The 21,814-nt window shown below is 69.7% G+C and carries 21 protein-coding genes; 10 read left to right on the forward strand and 11 right to left on the reverse strand.

The window, feature by feature from the left end; translation table 11 throughout:
• Positions 1 to 85 precede the first annotated feature (85 nt).
• Both DA085_RS06350 and DA085_RS06355 read right to left on the reverse strand, forming a co-directional pair.
• Positions 86 to 661 (reverse strand): carbonic anhydrase, encoded by a 576-nt coding sequence (locus DA085_RS06350; RefSeq protein ID WP_109472126.1) that lies wholly within the window; start codon positions 659 to 661, stop codon positions 86 to 88.
• Entirely contained in the window at positions 658 to 2,391 is a 1,734-nt protein-coding gene (locus tag DA085_RS06355) for a fumarate hydratase (protein ID WP_109472127.1), read from the reverse strand. Before DA085_RS06355 ends, DA085_RS06350 begins: the two co-directional genes overlap by 4 nt.
• A 178-nt stretch (positions 2,392 to 2,569) precedes the next feature.
• Between DA085_RS06355 and DA085_RS06360 the strand changes: the two genes are divergently transcribed.
• The 4 genes from DA085_RS06360 to DA085_RS06375 are packed head-to-tail and all read left to right on the forward strand — an operon-like array spanning position 2,570 to position 6,960.
• Positions 2,570 to 3,871: an extracellular solute-binding protein gene (locus DA085_RS06360; RefSeq protein WP_109472128.1), complete on the forward strand. Its 1,302-nt coding sequence runs from the start codon at positions 2,570 to 2,572 to the stop codon at positions 3,869 to 3,871.
• Complete coding sequence (locus DA085_RS06365) at positions 3,868 to 4,830, forward strand: carbohydrate ABC transporter permease (RefSeq protein WP_109472129.1); 963 nt, start codon at positions 3,868 to 3,870, stop codon at positions 4,828 to 4,830. The genes DA085_RS06360 and DA085_RS06365 overlap by 4 nt, the downstream gene beginning before the upstream one ends.
• A gap of 10 nt (positions 4,831 to 4,840) precedes the next feature.
• Positions 4,841 to 5,677: a carbohydrate ABC transporter permease gene (locus DA085_RS06370; RefSeq protein ID WP_109472130.1), complete on the forward strand. Its 837-nt coding sequence runs from the start codon at positions 4,841 to 4,843 to the stop codon at positions 5,675 to 5,677.
• A gap of 29 nt (positions 5,678 to 5,706) precedes the next feature.
• On the forward strand, positions 5,707 to 6,960 hold the full coding sequence (locus tag DA085_RS06375; protein ID WP_109472131.1) for an ABC transporter ATP-binding protein: 1,254 nt from the start codon (positions 5,707 to 5,709) through the stop codon (positions 6,958 to 6,960).
• 7 nt (positions 6,961 to 6,967) lie between these two features.
• Here DA085_RS06375 and DA085_RS06380 read toward each other — a convergent pair whose 3' ends face one another.
• On the reverse strand, positions 6,968 to 7,912 hold the full coding sequence (locus tag DA085_RS06380; protein WP_109472132.1) for a carbohydrate kinase family protein: 945 nt from the start codon (positions 7,910 to 7,912) through the stop codon (positions 6,968 to 6,970).
• A 6-nt stretch (positions 7,913 to 7,918) separates the two neighbouring features.
• Positions 7,919 to 8,944, reverse strand: a complete 1,026-nt coding sequence (gene glpX, locus DA085_RS06385) for a class II fructose-bisphosphatase (protein WP_109472133.1) — start codon at positions 8,942 to 8,944, stop codon at positions 7,919 to 7,921.
• Between the two features lie 72 nt (positions 8,945 to 9,016).
• Between glpX and DA085_RS06390 the strand changes: the two genes are divergently transcribed.
• Positions 9,017 to 9,628, forward strand: coding sequence for a DUF4245 domain-containing protein (locus DA085_RS06390; protein ID WP_109472134.1), 612 nt, complete (start codon positions 9,017 to 9,019; stop codon positions 9,626 to 9,628).
• Positions 9,629 to 9,653: 25 nt separating this feature from the next.
• Here the strand turns inward: DA085_RS06390 and DA085_RS06395 are convergent, their stop codons facing one another.
• The 5 genes from DA085_RS06395 to DA085_RS06415 all read right to left on the reverse strand — a co-directional run bounded on the left by DA085_RS06395 (position 9,654) and on the right by DA085_RS06415 (position 14,039).
• Positions 9,654 to 10,214 (reverse strand): GNAT family N-acetyltransferase, encoded by a 561-nt coding sequence (locus DA085_RS06395; protein WP_109472135.1) that lies wholly within the window; start codon positions 10,212 to 10,214, stop codon positions 9,654 to 9,656.
• Positions 10,207 to 10,530 carry an exodeoxyribonuclease VII small subunit gene (locus tag DA085_RS06400; protein ID WP_109472136.1) on the reverse strand — a complete coding sequence of 108 codons (324 nt, stop codon included), beginning with the start codon at positions 10,528 to 10,530 and terminating at the stop codon, positions 10,207 to 10,209. The genes DA085_RS06395 and DA085_RS06400 overlap by 8 nt, the downstream gene beginning before the upstream one ends.
• A gap of 55 nt (positions 10,531 to 10,585) precedes the next feature.
• Positions 10,586 to 10,978 (reverse strand): ankyrin repeat domain-containing protein, encoded by a 393-nt coding sequence (locus DA085_RS06405; protein WP_109472137.1) that lies wholly within the window; start codon positions 10,976 to 10,978, stop codon positions 10,586 to 10,588.
• Positions 10,978 to 12,261, reverse strand: coding sequence for an exodeoxyribonuclease VII large subunit (xseA, locus tag DA085_RS06410; protein WP_109472138.1), 1,284 nt, complete (start codon positions 12,259 to 12,261; stop codon positions 10,978 to 10,980). Before xseA ends, DA085_RS06405 begins: the two co-directional genes overlap by 1 nt.
• A gap of 98 nt (positions 12,262 to 12,359) precedes the next feature.
• On the reverse strand, positions 12,360 to 14,039 hold the full coding sequence (locus tag DA085_RS06415) for a DUF885 domain-containing protein (RefSeq protein ID WP_237565340.1): 1,680 nt from the start codon (positions 14,037 to 14,039) through the stop codon (positions 12,360 to 12,362).
• 158 nt (positions 14,040 to 14,197) lie between these two features.
• Between DA085_RS06415 and DA085_RS06420 the strand changes: the two genes are divergently transcribed.
• The gene (locus DA085_RS06420) at positions 14,198 to 15,226 is read left to right on the forward strand and encodes a 4-hydroxy-3-methylbut-2-enyl diphosphate reductase (RefSeq protein ID WP_109472139.1); all 1,029 of its coding nucleotides are present in this window, start codon (positions 14,198 to 14,200) and stop codon (positions 15,224 to 15,226) included.
• Positions 15,227 to 15,286: 60 nt separating this feature from the next.
• Here the strand turns inward: DA085_RS06420 and DA085_RS06425 are convergent, their stop codons facing one another.
• Positions 15,287 to 16,546 (reverse strand): mechanosensitive ion channel, encoded by a 1,260-nt coding sequence (locus DA085_RS06425; protein ID WP_109472140.1) that lies wholly within the window; start codon positions 16,544 to 16,546, stop codon positions 15,287 to 15,289.
• A gap of 289 nt (positions 16,547 to 16,835) precedes the next feature.
• Between DA085_RS06425 and DA085_RS06430 the strand changes: the two genes are divergently transcribed.
• Genes DA085_RS06430 through DA085_RS06440 form a run of 3 tightly spaced genes read left to right on the forward strand, consistent with a single transcriptional unit; the run spans position 16,836 to position 19,168 of the window.
• Complete coding sequence (locus DA085_RS06430; protein ID WP_109472141.1) at positions 16,836 to 17,666, forward strand: transporter substrate-binding domain-containing protein; 831 nt, start codon at positions 16,836 to 16,838, stop codon at positions 17,664 to 17,666.
• A 9-nt stretch (positions 17,667 to 17,675) separates the two neighbouring features.
• Positions 17,676 to 18,416, forward strand: a complete 741-nt coding sequence (locus DA085_RS06435; protein ID WP_109472142.1) for an amino acid ABC transporter permease — start codon at positions 17,676 to 17,678, stop codon at positions 18,414 to 18,416.
• Positions 18,413 to 19,168, forward strand: a complete 756-nt coding sequence (locus tag DA085_RS06440) for an amino acid ABC transporter ATP-binding protein (protein WP_109472143.1) — start codon at positions 18,413 to 18,415, stop codon at positions 19,166 to 19,168. Before DA085_RS06435 ends, DA085_RS06440 begins: the two co-directional genes overlap by 4 nt.
• Here DA085_RS06440 and DA085_RS06445 read toward each other — a convergent pair.
• Positions 19,135 to 20,364 (reverse strand): DNA recombination protein RmuC, encoded by a 1,230-nt coding sequence (locus DA085_RS06445; RefSeq protein WP_109472144.1) that lies wholly within the window; start codon positions 20,362 to 20,364, stop codon positions 19,135 to 19,137. The genes DA085_RS06440 and DA085_RS06445 overlap by 34 nt on opposite strands.
• A gap of 93 nt (positions 20,365 to 20,457) precedes the next feature.
• Between DA085_RS06445 and DA085_RS06450 the strand changes: the two genes are divergently transcribed.
• The gene (locus DA085_RS06450) at positions 20,458 to 21,777 is read left to right on the forward strand and encodes an MFS transporter (RefSeq protein ID WP_109472145.1); all 1,320 of its coding nucleotides are present in this window, start codon (positions 20,458 to 20,460) and stop codon (positions 21,775 to 21,777) included.
• The last annotated feature ends 37 nt before the right edge of the window (positions 21,778 to 21,814 follow it).

Genomic DNA, 21,814 nt, shown 5'->3' on the forward strand with positions numbered 1-21,814 from the left:
CGATCTCGACGGCGCGCTCGGTGGGCGTGGATCGCGCGACACCGTGCGCCTGGTGGGCGTGGATCGCGAGTCAGCGTGCGCCCGGTCAGACGAGCTGGTCCAGCAGGCCGGTGTCGACGTCGTAGAGGAACCCGCCGACCTGTGCGCGGTCACCGATCAGCGGGTGGCTCGTAACGCGGTGGACGTCCTCGACGAGGGCGGCCCGCTGGTCGGGGACCACGTGGAAGTGCTGCCACCAGGCGTCCTGCCCGGAGACCTCGGTGATCTTCTCGCGCAGCTCGTTCTCGGACATCTGCGTCATCGCGCACCGGGTGTGCGGGACGACCATGATCCGCCTGACGTTGAGCAGGTGCACGCCCAGCACGAGCGCCTCGAGGGCCGCGTCGGTGATCCGGCCACCCGGGTTGCGGAAGATCTTGGCGTCACCGTGGGTGAGCCCCACCATCGCCAGGGGCTCGATGCGCGAGTCCATGCAGGTGACGATCGCGACGCCGGCACGTGCGATGCCGTCGAAGCCACCCAGGCTGAAATCCTGCCCGTACGACCGGTTGTGCGCGAGGAGATCCTGAAAACCCGTGCCACTCGTCGGGCCCGCCCCCTCTGGGTCTCCCTGGTGGGGCGCGCCGTTTGAGAGGTGGCGCTGCCAACCGAAGCCACTCACCGCTGTGCCTCCTGCAGTCCGGGCCGCAGCGGGATCGACATCGCCAGCGGCTTGCTCACGGCAGCGAAGAAGTCGTTGCCCTTGTCGTCCACGACGATGAACGCCGGGAAGTCCTCCACCTCGATCTTCCAGATCGCCTCCATGCCGAGCTCCTCGTACTCGATCACCTCCACCGACCGGATGCAGTCCTGGGCCAGGCGCGCGGCCGGGCCCCCGATCGAGCCGAGGTAGAAGCCGCCGTGGGCGGCGCAGGAGTCGGTCACCTGCTGGCTCCGGTTGCCCTTGGCCAGCATCACCTTGGAGCCGCCCGCGGCCTGGAACTGCTCGACGTAGGAGTCCATCCGACCGGCGGTGGTCGGGCCGAAGCTGCCGGACGGCATACCCTCCGGGGTCTTGGCCGGGCCGGCATAGTAGACGGGGTGGTCGCGCAGGTAGGCCGGCATCTCCTCGCCGGCGTCCAGGCGCTCCTTGATCTTGGCGTGCGCGATGTCGCGCGCCACGACGAGCGGACCGGTGAGTGACACCCGGGTCTTCACTGGGTGCCTGGTCAGCTCGGCCAGGATCGCCTCCATCGGCTGGTTGAGGTCGATCGGCACCGCGGACTGCTCGCCGGTGCCGGAGACACCGTGGGCCTCGGCGTCGAGCTCCTCGTCGACCTCCTCGGGCATGAACCTGGCCGGGTCGGTCTCCAGCTGCTCGATGAAGATGCCCTCCGGGGTGATCTTGCCCAGGGCCTGCCGGTCGGCCGAGCAGGACACCGAGATCGCGACCGGCAGGCTCGCACCGTGGCGGGGGAGGCGGATCACCCGCACGTCGTGGCAGAAGTACTTGCCGCCGAACTGGGCGCCGATCCCGAAGTTGCGGGTCAGCTCGTGGATCTGCTCCTCGAGCTCGGGGTCGCGGATGCCGTGGGCGGCCATCGTCCCCTCGGTCGGCAGCCCGTCCAGGTAGCGCGCGGAGGCGTACTTGGCGGTCTTCATCGCGAACTCGGCGGAGGTGCCGCCGAGGACGACAGCCAGGTGGTATGGCGGACAGGCGGCTGTGCCGAGAGCGCGCAGCTTCTCGTCGAGGAACTCCATCAGCCGCTGCGGGTTCAGCAGGGCCTTGGTCTCCTGGTAGAGGAAGGACTTGTTGGCCGAGCCGCCGCCCTTGGCCATGAAGAGGAAGTTGTAGGAGAGCTCGTGGCCGGGCTTGGTGTCGGCATAGAGCTCGATCTGGGCGGGCAGGTTGGAGCCGGTGTTCTTCTCCTCCCAGGTGGTGAGGGGGGCCATCTGGGAGTAGCGCAGGTTGAGCGTGGTGTAGGCGTCGAAGACCCCGCGGGAGATCGCCTCCTCGTCGGCGACCGGTCCGTCCGGGCCCGGGGCGCTCAGCACCTGCTGGCCCCGCTTGCCCATGACGATCGCGGTGCCGGTGTCCTGGCACATCGGCAGGACACCGCCCGCGGCGATGTTGGCGTTCTTGAGCAGGTCGAGGGCCACGAACTTGTCGTTGTTGCTCGCCTCGGGGTCGTCCAGGATGTTCCGGAGCTGCTGCAGGTGACCCGGGCGCAGGTAGTGCGCGATGTCGTGCATCGCGGTCTCGGTGAGCAGACGCAGCGCCTCGGGCTCCACCTCGAGGAAGCGTCGACCACCCGGACCCTCGACGACCCGGACGCCCTCGGTCGTCAGGAGGCGGTAGGCCGTCTCGTCCGGGGCGGTCGGCAGGAGGTCGGAATAGCGGAACTCGGGCATGGCTGAAGCCTAAACCTTCGGCAACGCGCGCCCGCACGGTGGCGCAGGTCACACAAAGAGTGTTCTATGGGTTACGGCACAACAGGTTCGCCGGTTGGGCGCTGGGTGAAGTCCGTGGTTCTCCCCGACACGGCTCCGCTGCCGCACAACTGGAGACGTTCTGACGAAGGAGCCAGATGTGAGCAGAGGCAGAAGACGCTCCAGGATCGCGGTGGCGCTCTGCGCCTCGAGCGTGCTGGTCGGGCTGACGGCCTGCGGCGGCAACGAGGACACCACGCGACTGACCTGGTACATCAACCCCGACGGTGGCGGGTCCGACCCGAACGGCAAGGGCCAGGCCCAGATCGCGCGGGAGTGCACGGAGGCCGCCGGCGGTGCCTACTCCCTGGAGGTGCAGCTCCTGCCCAACAGCGCCAGCGACCAGCGACAGCAGCTGATCCGTCGGTTGGCGGCCCAGGACCCGGGCGTCGACCTGATGAGCATCGACCCGGTGTTCATCGCCGAGTTCGCCCAGGCCGGCTACCTCGCTCCGGTCCCCGGGGACATGGTCGAGACCTTCACCGAGGACCGCGTCGACGCGGCGATCACCAGCTCGGAGTGGAACGGCGAGCTGGTCACCGTCCCCTTCTGGGCCAACACCCAGCTGCTCTGGTACCGCAAGAGCGTGGCCGAGGCCGCGGGGATCGACCCGAGCCAGGGCGTCACCTGGGACCAGCTCATCGAGGCAGCCGAGGCACAGGACGTCACCATCGGCGTCCAGGCAAACCGTTACGAGGGCTATACGGTCTGGATCAACGCGCTGATCGCGGGCGCCGGCGGCGAGATCCTGGTCAACCCCGGCCCGGACGTGGATGACATCGAGCTCGGCCTCGACACCGATGCCGGTCGCAAGGCCGCCGAGGTGATCCGCAAGGTGTCCGACACCGGGGTCGGTGGCCCGTCGATGGGCACCTCCGACGAGACCGCGGCGCTGAACCTGTTCCAGGACCCGGCCACGAGCGGCTTCCTGGTGAACTGGCCCTACGTGTGGGCGGCGTTCCCGGCCAACGGGGTCGAGTTCATCGACGACATCGAGGCCGCGCCCTACCCTGCCACGACCGAGGACGGCGAGTCCGCCCCGCCCTACGGCGGGATCTCGCTGGGCATCGGCGCCGCGGGTGAGCACCCGGACCTCGCCTACCAGGCCGCCGAGTGCATCACCAACGTCGAGCACCAGACGCTCTACATGACCGGCACCGGCAACCCGGCCTCCCGCAAGGCCGTCTTCGACGACCCGGCCGTCACCGAGCAGTTCCCGATGGCCGACCTGATCCGGGAGTCCCTGGACAACGCGGTGCCGCGGCCGCAGACGCAGTACTACGGCGACCTGTCCACCGGTCTGCAGCGGGAGTTCAGCCCGCCGAGCTCGGTCACCGAGACCACACCCGCCGACGCGAGCACCCTGATCCTGGACGTGCTGAGAGGGGAGGCCCTGCTATGAGCACCACGACCGAGACGCAGACCGAGACCGAGCTGCGTCCCCGCTCCTCGACCAAGGCCGCGTTGAGCGACCGGGTGAGGGCCGAGCGCAGGCTCGGCTGGAAGCTGGCCGGCCCGGCGTTCATCGTCATGCTGGCCGTGACCGCCTGGCCGATCATCCAGGCCGTCTACCTGTCCTTCTTCCGCTACCGGCTCACGGACCCGGACGCCCGCGAGGTCGTCTGGCTGGGCAACTACCAGGTGATCCTCACCGACCCGATCTGGTGGAAGGCGTTCTTCGTGACGCTGCTGATCACGGTGATCACCGTCGCGGTCGAGCTGGTGCTCGGCTTCTTCATCGCGATGATGATGCACCGTGTGGTGCTGCCGAGGCGCACCCTGCGCACGATCGTGCTGATCCCCTACTCGATCATCACGGTGGTGTCGGCCTACGCCTGGCTCTACTCCTTCCGCACGGACACCGGCTTCATCAACGGCTGGCTGAACCTCCTGACCTTCGGGCTGGTCCCGGACAGCTTCGACTGGTTCGGCGGCTTCTGGCCCTCGATCGTGGCGATCTGCCTGTCGGAGATCTGGAAGACGACGCCGTTCATGTCGCTGCTGCTGCTGGCCGGTCTGGCCCAGATCGACAGCGCGATGGAGGAGGCGGCCAAGGTCGACGGGGCCACCTTCTGGCAGCGCCTGTTCAAGGTGGTGCTGCCCAACATGAAGGCCGCCATCATGGTCGCGGTGCTGTTCCGCACCCTGGACGCCTTCCGCATCTTCGACAACGTCTTCGTCATGACGGGCGGCGCCAACGACACCACGACGTTGTCGCTCCTCGCCTACAACGCCACCATCAACCGCGTGGAGATCGGCATGGGATCGGCGATCTCCGTGCTCCTCTTCCTCTGCGTGTTCGCCATCGCCCTGATCTTCATGAAGGGCTTCAACGTCGATCTCGCCGGGTCGAAGAAGTAGAGGAGGAGACATGGACGCCACACCGAAGCAGAAGTGGAGCCTGTTCGCGGTCTCGATCCCCGTCATGCTCTGGACCCTGATCCCGCTGTTCTGGATCTTCTCCCTGGCCGTCAAGCCCAACTCCATCCAGGCCGACGGCAAGTACTTCCCCCGCGAGTTCACCTGGGAGAACTTCCGGCTGATCCTCACCGGGGGTGCCAGTGACCTGTTCCTCCCGGCCCTGTGGAACTCGATCATCGTCTGTCTGGCCGCCACCATCATCTCGGTGGTGCTGGCGACCTTCTGCGCCTACGCGATCGCACGCCTGGACTTCCCGGGCAAGAAGATGATCCTGCTGGTGGCCCTGGGGGTCTCGTTCTTCCCGGTGATCTCGCTGGTGACGCCGCTGTTCGACACCTGGCGCTCCGTCGGGCTCTTCGACACGATCCCGGGCCTGATCATCCCCTACCTGGCGCTGACCCTGCCGCTGGCGATCTGGGTGCTCTCCGCGTTCTTCCAACAGATCCCGTGGGAGATGGAGCAGGCCGCCCAGGTCGACGGCGCCACCAGCTGGCAGGCGTTCCGCAAGGTGATCGTCCCGCTGGCCGCTCCCGGTGTCTTCACCACCGGCATCATCACCTTCTTCACCGCGTGGAACGACTTCGTCTTCGCGATCTCGCTGACCTCGGAGAACGCCCGGACCGTTCCGGCGGCCCTGGCGTTCTTCACCGGCGCCAGCCAGTTCGAGCAGCCGATCGGCGCGATCTCGGCCGCTGCCGTGATCGTGACCATCCCCGTCGTGATCCTGGTCCTCATCTTCCAGAAGCGCATCGTGGCCGGGCTGACCTCCGGCGCCGTCAAGGGCTGAGGCCCGCTCAACCCAAGGAGAACCTGCACATGTCACAGATCCAGCTCAAGCAGCTCGGCAAGGTCTACGCGGACGGCTACGAGGCGGTCAAGGCGGTCAGCATGGACATCGCCGACGGCGAGTTCATGATCCTGGTGGGCCCGTCCGGCTGCGGCAAGTCCACGCTGCTGCGGATGGTCGTCGGCCTGGAGGACATCACCTCCGGCGACCTGATGATCGACGGCAAACGGGTCAACGAGCTCGCCCCGCGCGACCGCAACCTGTCGATGGTCTTCCAGAACTACGCGCTCTACCCGCACCTGTCGGTCTACGAGAACATCGCCTTCCCTTTGCGGCTCAACAAGGGCTCGATCAGCGAGGACGAGGTCAAGCGCCGGGTCAACGACGCGGCGGACATGCTCGAGCTCAAGGACCACCTGGACCGCAAGCCGGCCAACCTCTCCGGCGGTCAGCGTCAGCGGGTGGCGATGGGCCGGGCCATCGTGCGGGACGCGGACGCGTTCCTGTTCGACGAGCCGCTGTCCAACCTGGACGCCAAGCTGCGCGGGCAGATGCGCACCGAGATCGCCCGCATGCAGCGCCGGCTGGGGCAGACGACGATCTATGTCACGCACGACCAGACCGAGGCGATGACCCTGGGCGACCGGGTCACCGTGCTCAAGAAGGGCGTGGTGCAGCAGATCGCCTCCCCGCGTGAGCTCTACGAGCAGCCGGTCAACCTGTTCGTCGCCGGCTTCATCGGCTCCCCACCGATGAACTTCCTGCCCGCACGGGTGGAGGGCAACCTGCTCAAGCTGCCGTTCTGCGACGTGAGCTTCGGCGAGGAGTTCGCGCCGAAGGTGGCGGGCAAGGAGCTGGTCATCGTCGGTCTGCGTCCGGAGTTCATCAAGGACTCGGCGATCCAGGAGCCGGGCGGCAACGCGATCCACTTCGAGGCGGACGTCGACGTCACCGAGTGGCTCGGCAACGAGCTCTACGCCTACGTCCCGTTCGAGGCGGACCCCTCCGTGCAGTCCAAGCTGGACGAGCTCGACCGCGACCTGGACGGCGAGGGCATGCGCACGCAGATGGTCGTGAACCTCGAGGCGCGCTCGCGGGTCCGTGAGGGCGAGCGGGCGAAGTTCTTCTTCGACCCGCTGCTCATGCACGTCTTCGACCCGGAGACGGGCGACAACCTGACCCGCAACGAGGAGGCGGCGCTGCAGATCGCGGCAGACAGCGAGGAGGACCGCAAGCGGGCCCTGGAGCGGGCGCGGCGGATGGAGGCCGGGGCGACCGCCTGACCGGAGGTCAGCCAGACAGGTCGGAGCGGGTCGGTGCGGCGGCACCGGCCCGCTCGATCGTCCAGTGCGCGCAGGCCAGGGCACGCTCCACAGCCGGGAGTATGCCGGACAGCCCGGCCCGGCGCAGCCGCTCCCGGGCGGCCGCGTCCCCGACCAGGCCCTGGTCCAACAGACCGGACAGCAGCCCGGCCATGAACGAGTCGCCCGCGCCGACGGTGTCGACGACCGCGGCCGGGGCGGCGGGCACCAGGATCTCCTCGCCGGCGCCGGGGACCACCACGAGGGCGCCGCCCGGGCCCTGGGTGATCACGACGACGGACGGACCCAGCCGACCCCACAGGCGGGCGATCTCGGGGACGGGCGTGCCGGCATACAGCCACTGGATGTCCTCGTCACTGGCCTTGACCACATCGGTGTGACCGACCAGCTCCTCCACCCGGGACCGCACGTCGTGGGGCTCACCCATGATGCTGGGTCGCAGGTTGGGGTCGTAGCTTACGGTCGCGTGGCGCCGGGCGGCCTGCACCAGCTCCAGCACCTGGCTGGCGCCCGGCTCGAGGGTGGCGGCGATCGACCCGGTGTGCAGGTGCCCCGCGCCCCTCAGGTCGACGGCGGGGAGGTCCCAGGCCAGGTCGAAGTGGTAGGTGGCCACGCCGTCCGCGTCGAGGTGTGCCGTCGCGGTCGGGGTGTGCGCCGCACCGTCGCTGCCGGGCACCAGCCGCACCCCCGCCGCGGCCAGGTGCCCCGTGATGCGGTTGCCGCGCTCGTCGGTGCCGATGTGGGTCAGGACGTCGACCGCGTGTGCCAGTCTCGCCAGCCCGGCGGCGACGTTGGCCGGTGACCCACCAACGTGCTCCTGGCGCCCGTCGGGGCCGACCACGATGTCGATGAGCGCCTCACCCACCACCAGGGTCCGACCGGTGGGGGGCGGTGGCCCCGTCGGGGCGGTCATCGCCGGTCAGCCCCGCGTGCCACGTCCGACCAGGTCGGCCACCTTGTTGAGGCGGTGGTGCGCCTCGATCTCGCGGATGGTGCCGGACTTGGAGCGCATCACCAACGAGTAGGTGATGGCCGAGCCGGAGCCGGCGAAGCGCACCCCGCGGAGCAGCTCGCCGTTGGTGATGCCGGTCGCCACGAAGAAGCAGTTGTCGCCCGTCACCAGGTCGTCCGTGGCCAGGACCGCGTCCAGGTCGTGGCCGGCGTCGAGGGCCTGCTGGCGCTCCTCGTCGTCCTTGGGCCACAGCTTGCCCTGGATGACCCCGCCGATCGCCTTGACCGCGCAGGCCGTGATGATGCCCTCGGGGGTCCCCCCGACGCCGAGCAGCATGTCGATGCCCGACGTCTCGCGGGCGGCGGCGATCCCGCCGGCCACGTCGCCGTCGGTGATGAACTTCAGACGGGCGCCGGCCTCCCGGACCTGCTGGGCGAGGTGGTCGTGGCGGGGCCGGTCGAGCATGACGACGGTGACGTCCTCGACACCACGCTTCTTGGCCTTGGCGACGCGGCGGACGTTCTCGCGGACCGGCAGGCGGATGTCGACGACGTCGGCCGCGTCGGGTCCGGTCACGAGCTTGTCCATATAGAAGACGGCGCTGGGGTCGTACATCGTCCCGGCCTCGGAGACGGCCATCACGGCGATGGCGTTGTCCATGCCCTTGGCGGTCAGGGTCGTGCCGTCGATCGGGTCGACCGCCACGTCCACGCGGGGACCGGTGCCGTCACCGACCTTCTCGCCGTTGAACAGCATCGGCGCCTCGTCCTTCTCGCCCTCGCCGATGACGACGATGCCGTCCATGGCGACGCCGGAGATGACCTTGCGCATGGCGGCCACGGCCGCACCGTCGGCGCGGTTCTTGTCCCCCATGCCGACCCACCGGGCGGCGGCCAGGGCCGCGGCCTCGGTGACGCGCACCAGCTCCAGGGCCAGGTTGCGGTCGGGGAGGACCGACTCGTGCGACGTGCTGCGGGCGTCCTCGGTGGCCATGGTGCTCCTCGCTGTGTGGGCGTCGTTGCTGACCCGACACTACCGTTCAGCAGGAGGTGGGACGATAGGGACGTGAGCAGCACGACCGAGACCGAGCCGAACCCCGCCCCCGGACAGCCGCCGGCGGGCAACAAGGCGCTGAAGCGGCTGCAGAACTACTCGGTCGCCAACATGGTCTACTCCGTGCTGGCGGTCTTCGCCCTGGCGTTCGCGTGGTGGGCCCTGATGCCCAACCCCGACGAGCTCGAGCGGCGCGAGGTGGACGTGGCGCCGGTGTCGAGCTGGGCCGCTGAGGAGTCCGACCTGCCGGTGTGGACTCCCGAGGCCGTGCTGGGCGAGGAGTGGACCGCCAACTTCGCCCACTTCCAGACCTTCGCCGGTCAGCCGTCGTGGCGGGTCGGTCTGGTCACCCCGGCGCAGGACTACGTCGAGATCTCCCAGACCGCGGAGGCCACCCAGGAGTGGCTCGGGGCGCTGACCGAGAAGGCCGGCGAGGAAGTGGGCACCCGCACCATCACCGGGCCGGACGGCCCGCAGGAGTGGACGGCCTACGAGGGGGAGGAGCGTGCCGTGGTGCTCGGCCCGGGGGAGGACCGGGTGGGCACGACCGTGGTGCGCGGCACCGCCGAGTGGCCGGAGATCGAGGAGTTCATCGGGCTCCTGGAGGCCGCGGACAGCCGGTAGCCGCCCGGTCCCGTCGACCGGTCAGTCAGAGGTCGAGCGGCAGGCGCTGGGTCTCGGGCCACGGGTCGGTAGCCAGCCGCGCGTACGTGTGGACGTCCACCCGCACCCCGTTGACCAGGAACTTCTCGCGCTCGATGCCCTCCATGATGAAACCGGCGGCCCGGGCGACGCCGCCGGAGGCGGGGTTGTTGGCGCGGTGGCCGAGCTCGAGCCGGTGCAGCAGCATCTCGGTGAGCGCGTGGTCGGCCAGGGTGACGGCGGCCCGCGACATCCAGCCCCGCCCCCGGTAGTCCCGGTGCATCCAGTACCAGAACCAGCCGGTCTCGTTCTCCTGGTCGATGGAGCTGACCACGACCGCGCCGATCATCCGGCCCCCCAGGGCGACCGCCAGCGCCAGCCGCTCGCCGCGCCCGCCCATGAAGCTGACCCAGTTGCGGGCCTCCTCGAGGGTGCGGATGGTGCCCTGCCGCCGCATCGCGTCATCGTCGAAGGCGTCCAGCACCGCGGGGGCGTCGCGCTCCTCGATGATGCGCAACCGCGGGAGGTCCTCCACGGCCAGGAGCGTGCGGGAGCCGGCCTCAGGCATCAGTGGTGTCGTCCTCGTCGGTCGCGTCATCCGCCAGGGGGCCACCGTCCTCCGGCGCCGACTCAGCACCGAGCTGCGACCCCGCGTCGCCCGCCGCGGACGGCGTCGCGCCCCGGTCGAGCTGCTCCTGGGCCTGGTCCAGCTTGGCCTGGCAGTGCGCGGCCAGTGCCTCGCCGCGCTCCCACAGCTCCATCGACTCCTCGAGCGAGGCGCTCCCACCCTCGATCCGCGACACGATCGCGACCAGCTCGTCCCGGGCCTCCTCATAGCTGAGGTCGGCGACGGGCGGGGTCCCTGCAGTGCTGTCGGAGCTCATGGAACGACTCTAACGGCGCGACCGTATGCCGGGTGAACAGTCGGGCGGACGGGCGTCAGGCAGGGGGGAGCAGGTCCGAGCGGCCGAAGAGCTCCGCCGTCGCCCGTGCCGTCGGCTGGCCGGCGTCCGGATCCGCACCGTGCTCCAGCAGGGCCGCCACGACGCTCGGCTCGCCCTTGAACACCGCGCCGGCCAGCGGTGACTGTCCGCGGTCGTTGAGCCGGTCGACGTCGGCCCCGCGACGACCCAGCTCGCGCACGAGGTCGGCGTGTCCGTGGTAGGCGGCGAGCATCACCAGGGTGTTGCCCGACGCGTCGGTCAGGTCGACCGGTGCGCCTGCGTCGAGGTAGGGCACCAACCGGTCGGTCCGCCCCTGCCGGGCGAGGTCGAACAGCTGGTGCGCGAGCTCGATCGCGTCCTGGTCGGGGTCGGGTGGGGGCTCGCTCATCAGGCTCTCCTGTCGTTGCTGCCGACGACCGGTGCGGGCTCCGCCACCGGCCGGACGCCGAAGTCACCCCGGGCCACCGTCACGCGCAGCAGCTCGTCGGCGGCGACCTCGTCGATGTCGCGCACGATGGTGCCGTCGCTGTGGCGCACGACGGCGTAGCCCCGCTCCAGGGTGTGCTGCGGTGACACCGCCCGCAGGTGTCGCGCCAGGCCCGCAACGCGCTCACCCTCGCGCGACACCAGTGCCGTGACGCAGTGGCGACCGCGCTCCACCGTCGTCCCGATGTCGCGCCGGTAGGCCGTGATGATGGCCTGGCGGTCGGCCATGACGGGTCGGCTCATGACAGCCTCCAGGCGGCGGCGCTGCTCGGTGATCCGGCGCTGCAGGGCCTGGCGCCCGCGGCCGTGGGTCGCGGTCAGCCCGCGCAGCTCCTCCTGCTGGTCCGGGACGATCCTCGTCGCCGCGTGCGTCGGTGTCGAGGCGCGGTAGTCGGCGACGTAGTCCAGCAGCGGGGTGTCGGTCTCGTGACCGATGGCGCTGACGACCGGGGTGCGGGCGGTCGCCACGGCCCGGACCAGCGCCTCGTTGCTGAACGGGAGCAGGTCCTCGAAGGAGCCGCCACCGCGCGCCAGCACGATCACCTCGACCTCGGGCAGCAGGTCCAGCTCGGCCAGCGCCTCGCTGACGGCCGTGACCGTCGAAGGACCCTGCACCGAGACGTTGCGGATCTCGAACCGGGCGGCGGGCCAGCGGCGCCGGACGTTCATCACCACGTCCCGCTCAGCCGCCGTGTTGCGTCCGCACACCAGGCCGATCGTGCGCGGCAGGAACGGCAGCGGCTTCTTGCGGCCGGGCTCGAACAGCCCCTCGGAGCGCAGCAGCTGCTTGAGGTGCTCGAGCCGCGCGAGCAGCTCGCCGACGCCGACGTGGCGGATCTGCCTGGCCTCCAGCTGCAGCGCCCCGCGCTTGGTCCAGAACGTGGGCTTGGCGTGCACCACCACGCGGGCACCCGCCTCGGGCGGTGCCGCGAGGGTGTCCAGCGCCGGGACCGGGATGGACACCGACAGGGACATGTCGACGTCCGTGTCACGCAGCGTGAGGTAGGCCCACGACATCCCCGCCCTGCGGTTGAGCTGCACGATCTGGCCCTCGACCCACAGCGGCGACATCTTGTCGACGTAGTCGGAGATCTTCATCGAGAGCGTGCGCACCGGCCACGGCGTCTCTGCCGTCGTGTCCCGGGCCGTGGCCGGCAGGGAACGCGGGGCGGGTGACTGGCTCACGTGCGACACGATAGGCGCAACGACGGACACGGCGGGCCACGGACGCCGGCGACACCCCGGTCGGGCAGCCGACGCGACAGGGCGGTGGCGGCCCGCGGTCAGAGCGCGCTGAGCTCCCGGGTCAGGTCGTCCAGCCCGAGCGCCCCGAGGGACAGCGCAGCCATGTGCCAGGCCTTGAGGTCGAACTCCTCGCCCCGCGCCTCCCGGGCCGCACGCGCGCCCTCGCGCCCGGCCAGCCACGCCCGCTCACCGAGCTTGTAGCTGATGGCCTGTCCCGGCCAGCCCAGGTAACGGATGATCTCGGAGTCGATGAAGTCCTGTGGCCGGCCGGAGTGGGCAGCGAAGAACTGGTTGGCCAGCTCCGGCGTCCACGTCTCGCCCGGAGCGATGGGGGAGTCCTCCGGGATCGGCAGCTGCAGGTGCATGCCGAGGTCGATGACGACCCGGATGGCCCGCATGATCTGGCAGTCCAGGTAGCCCATCCGGGCCTCGGTGTCCAGGTAACCCAGCTCGTCCATCAGCCGCTCGGCATACAGCGCCCAGCCCTCGGTCGCGCCGCTGGAGGACCCCAGGCTGGTTTGGTAGACCGACAGCTGCGGTGCGACGTGCACCCACTGGGCCAGCTGCAGGTGGTGGCCGGGAACGCCCTCGTGGTACCACGTGCTGACCAGGTCGTACATCGGGAAGCTGGTGCGCCCCATCGTGGGCAGCCAGGTGCGCCCCGGGCGGGAGAAGTCGATCGACGGACGGCTGTAGTAGGGCGCGGCAGCGCTGCCGGCCGGTGCGATCATCGCCTCGACCTTCTTGATCGGCTCGGCGATGTCGAAGTGCGTGCCGTCCAGGTCCTGGATCGCCTGGTCCATCATCTGCTGGAGGCGCTCGCGCACCTCGTCCACACCGTGCACGATCTCGCCGTGCTCGTCGAGATGGCGCATCGCCTCGACCGGGGTCGAGCCCGGCAGGATCTGCTCGGCGACCTGCTGCATCTCGGCGTTGATCCGCTGGTACTCCGCCCAGCCCCAGGCGTAGGCCTCCTCCAGATCCAGGTCGGCCCCCATCCAGCGACGCGCGTTGAGCCGGTAGCGCTCGGCACCGACCGCGTCGGGCGTGCCGTCGGTCGCCGGCAGGTAGGTGTCACGCAGGTAGTCGCGCAGCTCGATGGTGCCGGCGGTCGCGGTCTCGGCGGCAGCGGTGAGCTCGCCCTGCAGGGACGAGGGGGCGCCGGCGACGAAGTCGTGCCACCAGTGGGTGTCCGCCCACTCGGTGAGCTGCTCGATGACGGTCCGGACCTGCAGCGGCGCCGCGAACAGTCCGCGTGCCGTGCCCTCGTCGAGGGTCAGTGTCCACGACCGGTAGGCCTCCGGGACGCGCGCCATGCGACGCGCGATGACGCCCCAGTCCTGCTCGGTGCTCGACGGCATCATGGAGAAGATCTGCCGGACCGCCTGGGGCGGGCCGAAGATGTTGCGGATCTCGCGGAGGTGCTCGCCTGCGGCGTGGGCCTCGACCTGTATGCCGAGCCGGTCCCGCAGCAGGGTGGCGCACCGCCGCTCCAGGTCGTCCCAGCCGTCGGAGCCCGCTTCCTCCTCGAGGCTGTCCAGCTCGGCCAGCACGGACGAGGCCAGGTCGACCTTGGCCTGGTAACCGGCCGGGGACAGGTCCGGGAGACGGTCGTCCTGCGGGTTCAGCCCGAGGCCGGTAGCGACGGAGGGGTCCAGGTCTGCCAGGTCGTGGACGAAGCGGTCGGCGAGCTGACGGGGAGTGGCGGGATTCGGCATACCGCCCATCCTCACCCAGACACGGACGATCCGCGCACCGGGGCCCGCCGCGGTGAGGGTGCCACCGGACCGCCGCCGGCGACCTGCCGCGGCCACCACGCGGCATACCCCCTTGTGCGGTTGTGCGCGAAGCGGACTTCCGCGGCTGGTCGCCTACGATGGAGACCGTGACTGCCCTTCCCACTGACCAGGTGTCCAAGCGCGTGCTGCTGGCCGCGCCCCGCGGCTACTGTGCCGGTGTCGACCGAGCTGTCGTCACGGTCGAGAAGGCTCTCGACCTCTACGGTCCGCCGATCTACGTCCGCAAGCAGATCGTGCACAACAAGCACGTCGTGCGCACGCTCGAGAAGCGCGGAGCGATCTTCGTGGACGAGACCGACCAGGTGCCCGAGGGCGCCACGGTGATCTTCTCCGCCCACGGCGTCTCCCCGGCCGTCCACCGGGAGGCCGCCGCGCTGCAGCTGAAGACGATCGACGCGACCTGCCCGCTGGTGACCAAGGTGCACCGCGAGGCCGTCCGGTTCGCCAGCGAGGACTACGACATCCTCCTCATCGGGCACGAGGGCCACGAGGAGGTGGAGGGCACCGCAGGCGAGGCCCCCGACCACATCGTGCTCGTGCAGAGTCCCGACGAGGTCCCCGACGTGGAGGTGCGCGACCCGGACAAGGTCGTCTGGCTCTCCCAGACCACCCTGTCGGTCGACGAGACGATGGAGACCGTCCGCCGGCTGCGCGAGCGGTTCCCCAAGCTGCAGGACCCGCCCAGTGACGACATCTGCTACGCCACCCAGAACCGGCAGGTAGCGGTGAAGCAGATGGCCGGGGAGTGCGACCTGATGATCGTGGTCGGCTCGCAGAACTCCTCCAACTCGGTCCGCCTGGTCGAGGTCGCCCTCGAGCACGGCGCCCGGGCCGGTCACCTGGTCGACTACGCCGACGAGATCGACGAGGCGTGGCTGGAGGGCGTCTCCACCGTCGGTGTGACCAGTGGGGCGAGCGTGCCCGAGGTCCTGGTCCGCGACGTGCTCCAGTGGCTCGCCGACCGCGGGTTCGAGGACGTCAGGCCGATCACGGCTGCCGAGGAGTCGCTGCTGTTCGCGCTGCCCCACGAGATCCGGCGGGACCTGAAGGCCCGCGACGGTGTCGAGGCGGCCAAGATCCGCCACGACGCCGGCTCCCTGCACTGACCCGTTCCCGCACCACAAAGGGCGCCCACGGCTGACCGTGGGCGCCCTTTGTGGCGTGGATCAGAGGGGCGGGGTGTCGGAGGAGGTGTCGGCCTTCTCCCGCATCCGCTCCAGCGAGCGGGCGGCCGCGTCGCGGCCACCCAGACCGTAGGCGAGGGCAGCAGCCAGTGCACCGCCGACGACCACGGCACCGAAGGCCAGGTTGATGATGGAGTCCGCGATGCCCATGTACTGCAGGCCCATCGCGGCGAACAGCACGAGGATGGCGTAGCGGATCACCGTGCTGGCAGTGCCGTCGCCGATGGCGTTGGACACCAGCTTGGCCACCAGGAAGCCGGCGGCGATGATCGCGCCGCCGAACAGGACCCGGCCACCCAGCTCGAGGACCTCGTTGAGGATCTCGGTGATCTCCGGGAAGTTCAGGGCCCGCGCGGCCATGATGCCGAAGAACAGCATGATGCCGACCTTGACGATCGTGGTGATGACGCTGGAGGCGCTCCTGCCCTCCGGCACGATGCCCATGCTGGCGATCGCCCGGTCGGTGCCCATGCCCTGGAGGGTGCTCTCGAGCAGGTCACCGGCGAACTTGGCGATCAGGTAGCCGATCCCCAGGATGACCGCCGCGGCGATGATCGCCGGGATCGTGTTGAGGATGGTGTTCAGCATGGAGACGGCCGGGTCGGAGATGGCCGCGATCCCCAGGATCTGCAGGGCCGCGATCGAGACGACGATGAGGATGATCGCGAAGACCAGGTTGCCGATGATGGACGTCACCTTGGCACCGGTGCTGGGCTGCACGGCGGTCGCGCCGGTGGGCGCGCCCGGCTCGGCGGCGAGGGGCTGGCCGGCGCGGGCACGGTCACCAGTGATGGCGTCCGCGGCGGTCTCCGGCGACACCCGGCGCATCAGACCGTCGAGGTCCACCGCGTTGAGACCGGTCACGACCAGCTGCCGGACGATCTTGGCAATGACATAGCCGATGAAGAAGACGAAGCCGGCGCCGATGATGTTCGGGACGTACTGCAGAATCGCGTCGAGCATTCCCTGAATCGGAGTCAGCACGTCCCGCAGGGCAAACACCTGGAGGACGGCCACGAGACCGAACAGCCACACCAGGAGTGAGGCGATCTGCCCGATCGACTCACCGAGGGACTGGCCGTCATTTCCCTGGCGCTGCAGGGCCTTGATCTTGCCTACCAGTTTGCCTATCGCCCATTTCACGACGCGGGCAAGAATCCAGGTCGCGATGAGGATGAGCAGGGCGATGACGACCTTCTGCGCCATCCCTGCCCAGTCGTAGCTGCTCCAGAAGTCGTCCATCGGTTGTCTCCTTGGTGCGTCTCGATGTCCAGAGGGCCATGGCGCCCTCCGAGTCAATGACCGTAGCCGAGATTGTCCGGGATGGCAGGTCGAAGATCACGAATCGGCAACGAAACAAGGCCGAGGAATCGATGGTCGCTCGCTATGTGGAATGTCTTGACGGGGTGCATCGCGTGCGCGTGATAGCGGATCCCCACGGCGTTGTCCACCCCCAGCGGGTCGGTTTGACCTGCCCTCCTGACCTTTCTAGGTTCGACGGGTAAGACCTCCACGGAAGAAGGATCTACTGATGAAGACCACGCCCAAGAACGGCCGGCGCGCCGGTGCACTCGTTGCGGTGGCTGCTGCCTCCCTGGCCCTGACGGCCTGCGGCGGCGGCGACCAGAAGCTGCTCAACGACGGCACGCTCGTCGTCGCGATGAGTGGTGAGTTCCAGCCCTTCAGCCACTTCGAGGGAGACCAGCTGACCGGCTTCGACTACGACATCGCTGTCGCGATCGCCGAGGAGCTGGAGCTCGAGCTGGAGACCCAGACCGGTGCTTTCGACAGCCTCATCCAGGGTGTCAAGAGCGACCGTTACGACGTGCTCATCGCGTCGATGACACCGACCGAGGAGCGCGACGAGCAGGTCGACTTCACGGACCCGTACTACCTCTCTGGTGCGACGGTCTTCGTGACCAACGACAGCGACTGTCAGGACCCGACCCAGATGGACAGCCCGGTCATCGGGGTGGCCTCCGGAACGACCTACGAGAGCTTCCTCAACGAGCAGGACTGGGTCGGCGAGATCCGCACCTTCACCTCTGACATCACGGCGCTGGAGGACACGGAGGTCGGGCGCCTCGACGGCGGCATGACGGACCGGCTGGTAGGGCTCTACCAGATCGACCAGGCGGACCGTGACCTCCGTGCGTGCGGGGAGCCTCTCTACACCGAGGAGCCGGCCTTCGCCGTCCGTGAGGGCAACACCGAGCTCGTGGACGAGCTGAACGCAGCGTTGGCGACCATCATCGAGGACGGCACGTACGCCGAGATCTCGGAGAAGTGGTTCGGACAGAACATCCTCGAGTCCAGCTCCGGCCAGCCGGCAGATGATGCCGAGCAGACCAGCGGTGACTGAGCCCCGACGATGAGCTTCTTCGACAGCTTCATCGAGTACGCGCCGCTCTTCCTCGAGGCGACCCTGGTGACCCTGCGCCTGACCGCGGTGGCCCTGGCCATCGCCATGGTGCTCGGCGGCGTGATCGCGTGGATGGCGATGAGCCGGTTCCGGCCGCTGCGCTGGTTGGCGACCGCCTACATCGGGGTCATCCGGGGCACGCCACTGATCGCCCAGATCTTCGTCCTGTACTTCGGCATCTCCGAGATCGCGAAGATGCCGGCGTTCTGGGCGGGGGCGCTCGCCCTGGCCGCGCACAACTCGGCCTACATCGCCGAGATCTTCCGCTCCGGCTTCCAGGCGGTCCCCAAGGGGCTCGTGGAGGCGTCCCGCTCGCTCGGCATGAGCAGGCGCAAGACCCTGCGCCGGATCCAGGCACCGCTCGCGCTGCGCACCACGCTGCCGGTGCTGGGCAACCAGTTCATCATCGCGGTCAAGGACTCCTCGCTCGTCTCCTTCATCGGGATGACCGAGCTCTTCCAGACCTCGCGCAACCTCCAGGCACAGAACTACGAGCCCCTGCAGATGTACCTCATGGTCTCCGTGTACTACCTGGTCATCGTCCTGATCCTCACCTTCGTGGTGAACCGGCTCGAGTTCTCACTGAGCAAGCACCGGCGGCCGGTCGAGCAGGGCGCCACCACCGGGAGCAACGGTGGGGGCACACCACTGACCAGCGCGGCGAACCGGAAGTCGGAGGGCAGGCCATGACCAGCACATCCCAGGGGCAGCCCCTGGTCAGCATGCGCGACATCGTGAAGACGTTCGGCGAGAACGTGGTCCTCGACGGGGTGGACCTGGACGTCCACACCGGTGAGGTCGTGGTCCTCATCGGCCCCTCCGGTGCCGGCAAGAGCACTCTGCTGCGGTGCATCAACGGCCTGGAGAAGATCACCTCCGGGACCATCGAGGTGGACGGTCAGCGACTCAGCTATCAGGAGGCGGAGATCAACCGCATCCGGTCGCGGATCGGCATGGTGTTCCAGGCCTTCAACCTGTTCCCGCACATGACCGTGGCGGAGAACATCATGATGGCTCAGCGCGACGTGCTGGGGCGCTCCGCGCAGGAGTCCCGGCAGCGCGCGGAGGAGCTCCTCGACCGGGTCGGCCTGGGTGAGAAGGCAGACGTCTATCCGGACAGCCTGTCCGGCGGGCAGCAGCAGCGGGTCGCGATCGCCCGGGCCCTGGCCCTCGACCCGGCAGTGATGCTCTTCGACGAGCCGACCTCGGCACTGGACCCCGAGCTGGTCGGTGAGGTGCTCCACGTGATGCGTGAGCTCGCCGACGCGGGCATGACGATGATCGTGGTCACCCACGAGATGCGCTTCGCCCGCCGCGCCGCCGACCGCGTCGTCCTCATGGCCGACAAGCAGATCGTCGAGGAGGGCACGCCGGAGGAGGTGCTCGACAACCCCACCAGCGAGCGCGGTCAGGCGTTCCTGCGCCAGCTCTCCGAGGAGTAGGACGGGGACCCCCCGCCCGTCACCGGGGTGGTCAGCGCCGGGTCGATCTCCTCCCGTGTGCCGGCCACCTCGGCCAGCTCCTCGGTGATGAGCTCGGGAGCCGTCAGCGGACGCACCGCTGCGGTCACCGGCTCGAGCGTCGGGTGGCCCGGACCGGCCACTCCGGCCTCCTGCAGGCTCCGGCTGGTGACCATGACCCGGGACTCGAGTGTGCCGATCATGCTGTTGTAGGTCTCCACCGAGCGGCGCAGGGCTGACCCCATGGCCGTGACGTGCCTGCCCAGCGTCCCGAGGCGCTGGTGCAGCTCGCTGCCCAGACGGACGAGCTCGCGCGCGTTGCCCTCCAGGGTGTCCTGCTGCCAGGCGAAGGCGAGAGCCCGCAGCAGTGCCAGGAGCGTCGCGGGGGAGGCCAGCACCACCTTCCTGGACTGAGCGTGGTCGTAGAGGTCCGGGGCGGCCTGGAGGGCCGCTGCGAGCACCGCGTCGCTGGGCACGAAGCAGATCACCAGCTCCGGGCTGGTGCGGAACGCGCTCCAGTAGGCCTTCCCGGCCAGACTGTCGACGTGGCCGCGGAGGGCTCGGGCGTGCTGGCGCAGCAACCCGGTGCGCTCGTCGTGCGGGAGACCATCGGCCTGGGCGCGCAGGAACGCGCTGAGCGGAGCCTTGCTGTCCAGCACCAGCACCTTGTCCTGCGGCAGGTGGACGACGACATCCGGCCGCACCGTCACCTCGTGCTGGCTCACGGCGCTGACCTGCTCGTCGAAGTCGCAGCGCGCGAGCATGCCCGAGTGCTCCAGGATGCGGCGAAGCTGGGACTCGCCCCAGGTGCCCCGCACGCCGGAGGAGTTGAGCGCACCCGACAGGCCGGCGGTCTGTTCCCGCAGCTCAGCGGTCTGGCGTGCCACCTCGCCTAGTCGTTCGCCCACGGACCCGAACTGCTCCTGCCGGTCCCGCTCCAGCTCGCGGACCTGTGCCTCGACGCGGGACAGCGCCAGGCGGAGGGGGGCCAGCTCGGCGGCGGTCTGCCGGTCGTCCTCGTCCAGTGACTCACGGGCGGTCAGCCGCTCGCCCAACAGGTCGCGCTCGGCCCGGGTGCGGGCCAGCGCGGCCGAGGCGGAGGAGCGGGCGAGCATCCATCCGATGAGCAGGCCGAGCGCTGCCGCGGCCAGTCCCACCAGGAGCGTCGAGGTGTCCATGGCCACACCGTGTCAGAGGGCACTGACAGAGCCGGGGAAAACGGCTTCCGCGGGTGTCGTCCTGCATGGGACTCTCGTCCGAGGAGGTGGGCGATGGCGGATCACGACGAGTCGCAGCGCCCGCACGGGCGCGGCCTGCCCCGTGCGCTGACGCCGTTCCGGCACACCGCCTACCGCCGGCTGGGTGCCGCCCTGGTCTTCTCTCTGCTCAGTGGCGGGCTGTGGGTCGTCGCGCTGGTGTGGGAGGTCATCCGTCTGGGTGGCGGCGCGGGGGAGCTGTCGATGGTCACGACGACGTCGGCCATCGGCGTGGTCGTCGCTGCGCTGGCGGGGGGAGTGGTGGCCGACCGCGTCGCGCAGAAGACCGTGCTCGTGGCCGTGGAGGTGGCGCACGTCGGGTTGTTCGGGACGGCCGCCCTCCTGGCCCTCAGCGATCTCACCCAGCTCTGGCACCTCATGGTGATCGGCCTCCTCGGCGGTGTCGTCATGGCCTTCTACTTCCCGGCCTACTCCGCGTGGCTCCCGGCACTGGTGCCGGCTGAGGACCTGATGGCGGTCAACGGGATCGAGGGCATGTTGCGGCCGACCCTCCAGCAGGCCGCGGGGCCCGCCCTGGCCGGTGCCCTGATCGCGGCGCTCTCGCCCGGCGCGGCCATGGCCGCGGCGACCGGCTGCTCGGTGGTCGGTCTCCTGTTCCTGCTGGGGGTGCCACTCACCCCGGTGCGCCGCAGCGGTGACGAGCGCGGGGCCGACGGCCCGCTGCGCGCTCTGCTGGGCGACCTCGCCGAGGGCTTCCGCTACCTGCGGCGGACGCCCTGGTTCCTGGCCACGCTGCTGTTCGCCTCGCTCATGATCCTGGTCATGATGGGTCCGCTCGAGGTCCTCGTGCCCTTCCTGCTCAAGGACGGACTGGGCGGGGACGCGGGGGACCACGCGATGGTGCTGGCGGGGTTCGGCCTCGGTGGCGCTCTGGGGTCACTGGCCATGGCCTCGCTCCCCATGCCGCGGCGCTACCTCACCTGGATGATCCTCATGTGGGGCCTCGGGTGCCTGCCCTTCGTCGCCATGGGGTTCGCCACTGGCATCTGGCAGGTGGTCGGCTCGGCCGCGGTGCTCGGCGTCCTGTTCTCCGCGCCCACGGTCATCTGGGGAACGTTGCTGCAGCGTCGCGTGCCGTCGCACCTGTTGGGGCGTGTCTCCAGCCTGGACTTCTTCGTCTCCATCTCACTGATGCCGGTGTCCATGGCCATGGCGGGACCGGTGTCGACCCTCATCGGGCTCCGGACCACCTTCCTGCTGGCCGGCGTGCTGCCGGTGCTGTTCGCCGTGGTGGCCATCCTGTGGGCGCGCCTGCCCGAGGACGAGCTCAGCCACCCGTTGGGCGGAGACGCGTCGGCGCCGGTCGGCGTGTGAGGGCAGCGGCGGTGCCAGCCTGTGCCGGACACCGCCG

It is taken from the genome of Ornithinimicrobium cavernae (genome assembly GCF_003121625.1).
GTDB lineage: Bacteria > Actinomycetota > Actinomycetes > Actinomycetales > Dermatophilaceae > Ornithinicoccus > Ornithinicoccus cavernae.

Excerpts from the sequence above, each read along its gene's own strand:
- DA085_RS06355 (WP_109472127.1), bottom strand. The coding sequence starts at position 2,391 with ATGCCCGAGTTCCGCTATTCCGACCTCCTGCCGACCGCCCCGGACGAG.
- DA085_RS06365 (WP_109472129.1), top strand. The coding sequence starts at position 3,868 with ATGAGCACCACGACCGAGACGCAGACCGAGACCGAGCTGCGTCCCCGC.
- DA085_RS06370 (WP_109472130.1), top strand. The coding sequence starts at position 4,841 with ATGGACGCCACACCGAAGCAGAAGTGGAGCCTGTTCGCGGTCTCGATC.
- DA085_RS06375 (WP_109472131.1), top strand. The coding sequence starts at position 5,707 with ATGTCACAGATCCAGCTCAAGCAGCTCGGCAAGGTCTACGCGGACGGC.
- DA085_RS06380 (WP_109472132.1), bottom strand. The coding sequence starts at position 7,912 with ATGACCGCCCCGACGGGGCCACCGCCCCCCACCGGTCGGACCCTGGTG.
- glpX (WP_109472133.1), bottom strand. The coding sequence starts at position 8,944 with ATGGCCACCGAGGACGCCCGCAGCACGTCGCACGAGTCGGTCCTCCCC.
- DA085_RS06395 (WP_109472135.1), bottom strand. The coding sequence starts at position 10,214 with ATGCCTGAGGCCGGCTCCCGCACGCTCCTGGCCGTGGAGGACCTCCCG.
- DA085_RS06400 (WP_109472136.1), bottom strand. The coding sequence starts at position 10,530 with ATGAGCTCCGACAGCACTGCAGGGACCCCGCCCGTCGCCGACCTCAGC.
- DA085_RS06405 (WP_109472137.1), bottom strand. The coding sequence starts at position 10,978 with ATGAGCGAGCCCCCACCCGACCCCGACCAGGACGCGATCGAGCTCGCG.
- DA085_RS06415 (WP_237565340.1), bottom strand. The coding sequence starts at position 14,039 with ATGCCGAATCCCGCCACTCCCCGTCAGCTCGCCGACCGCTTCGTCCAC.
- DA085_RS06420 (WP_109472139.1), top strand. The coding sequence starts at position 14,198 with ATGGAGACCGTGACTGCCCTTCCCACTGACCAGGTGTCCAAGCGCGTG.
- DA085_RS06425 (WP_109472140.1), bottom strand. The coding sequence starts at position 16,546 with ATGGACGACTTCTGGAGCAGCTACGACTGGGCAGGGATGGCGCAGAAG.
- DA085_RS06430 (WP_109472141.1), top strand. The coding sequence starts at position 16,836 with ATGAAGACCACGCCCAAGAACGGCCGGCGCGCCGGTGCACTCGTTGCG.
- DA085_RS06435 (WP_109472142.1), top strand. The coding sequence starts at position 17,676 with ATGAGCTTCTTCGACAGCTTCATCGAGTACGCGCCGCTCTTCCTCGAG.
- DA085_RS06440 (WP_109472143.1), top strand. The coding sequence starts at position 18,413 with ATGACCAGCACATCCCAGGGGCAGCCCCTGGTCAGCATGCGCGACATC.
- DA085_RS06445 (WP_109472144.1), bottom strand. The coding sequence starts at position 20,364 with ATGGACACCTCGACGCTCCTGGTGGGACTGGCCGCGGCAGCGCTCGGC.
- DA085_RS06450 (WP_109472145.1), top strand. The coding sequence starts at position 20,458 with ATGGCGGATCACGACGAGTCGCAGCGCCCGCACGGGCGCGGCCTGCCC.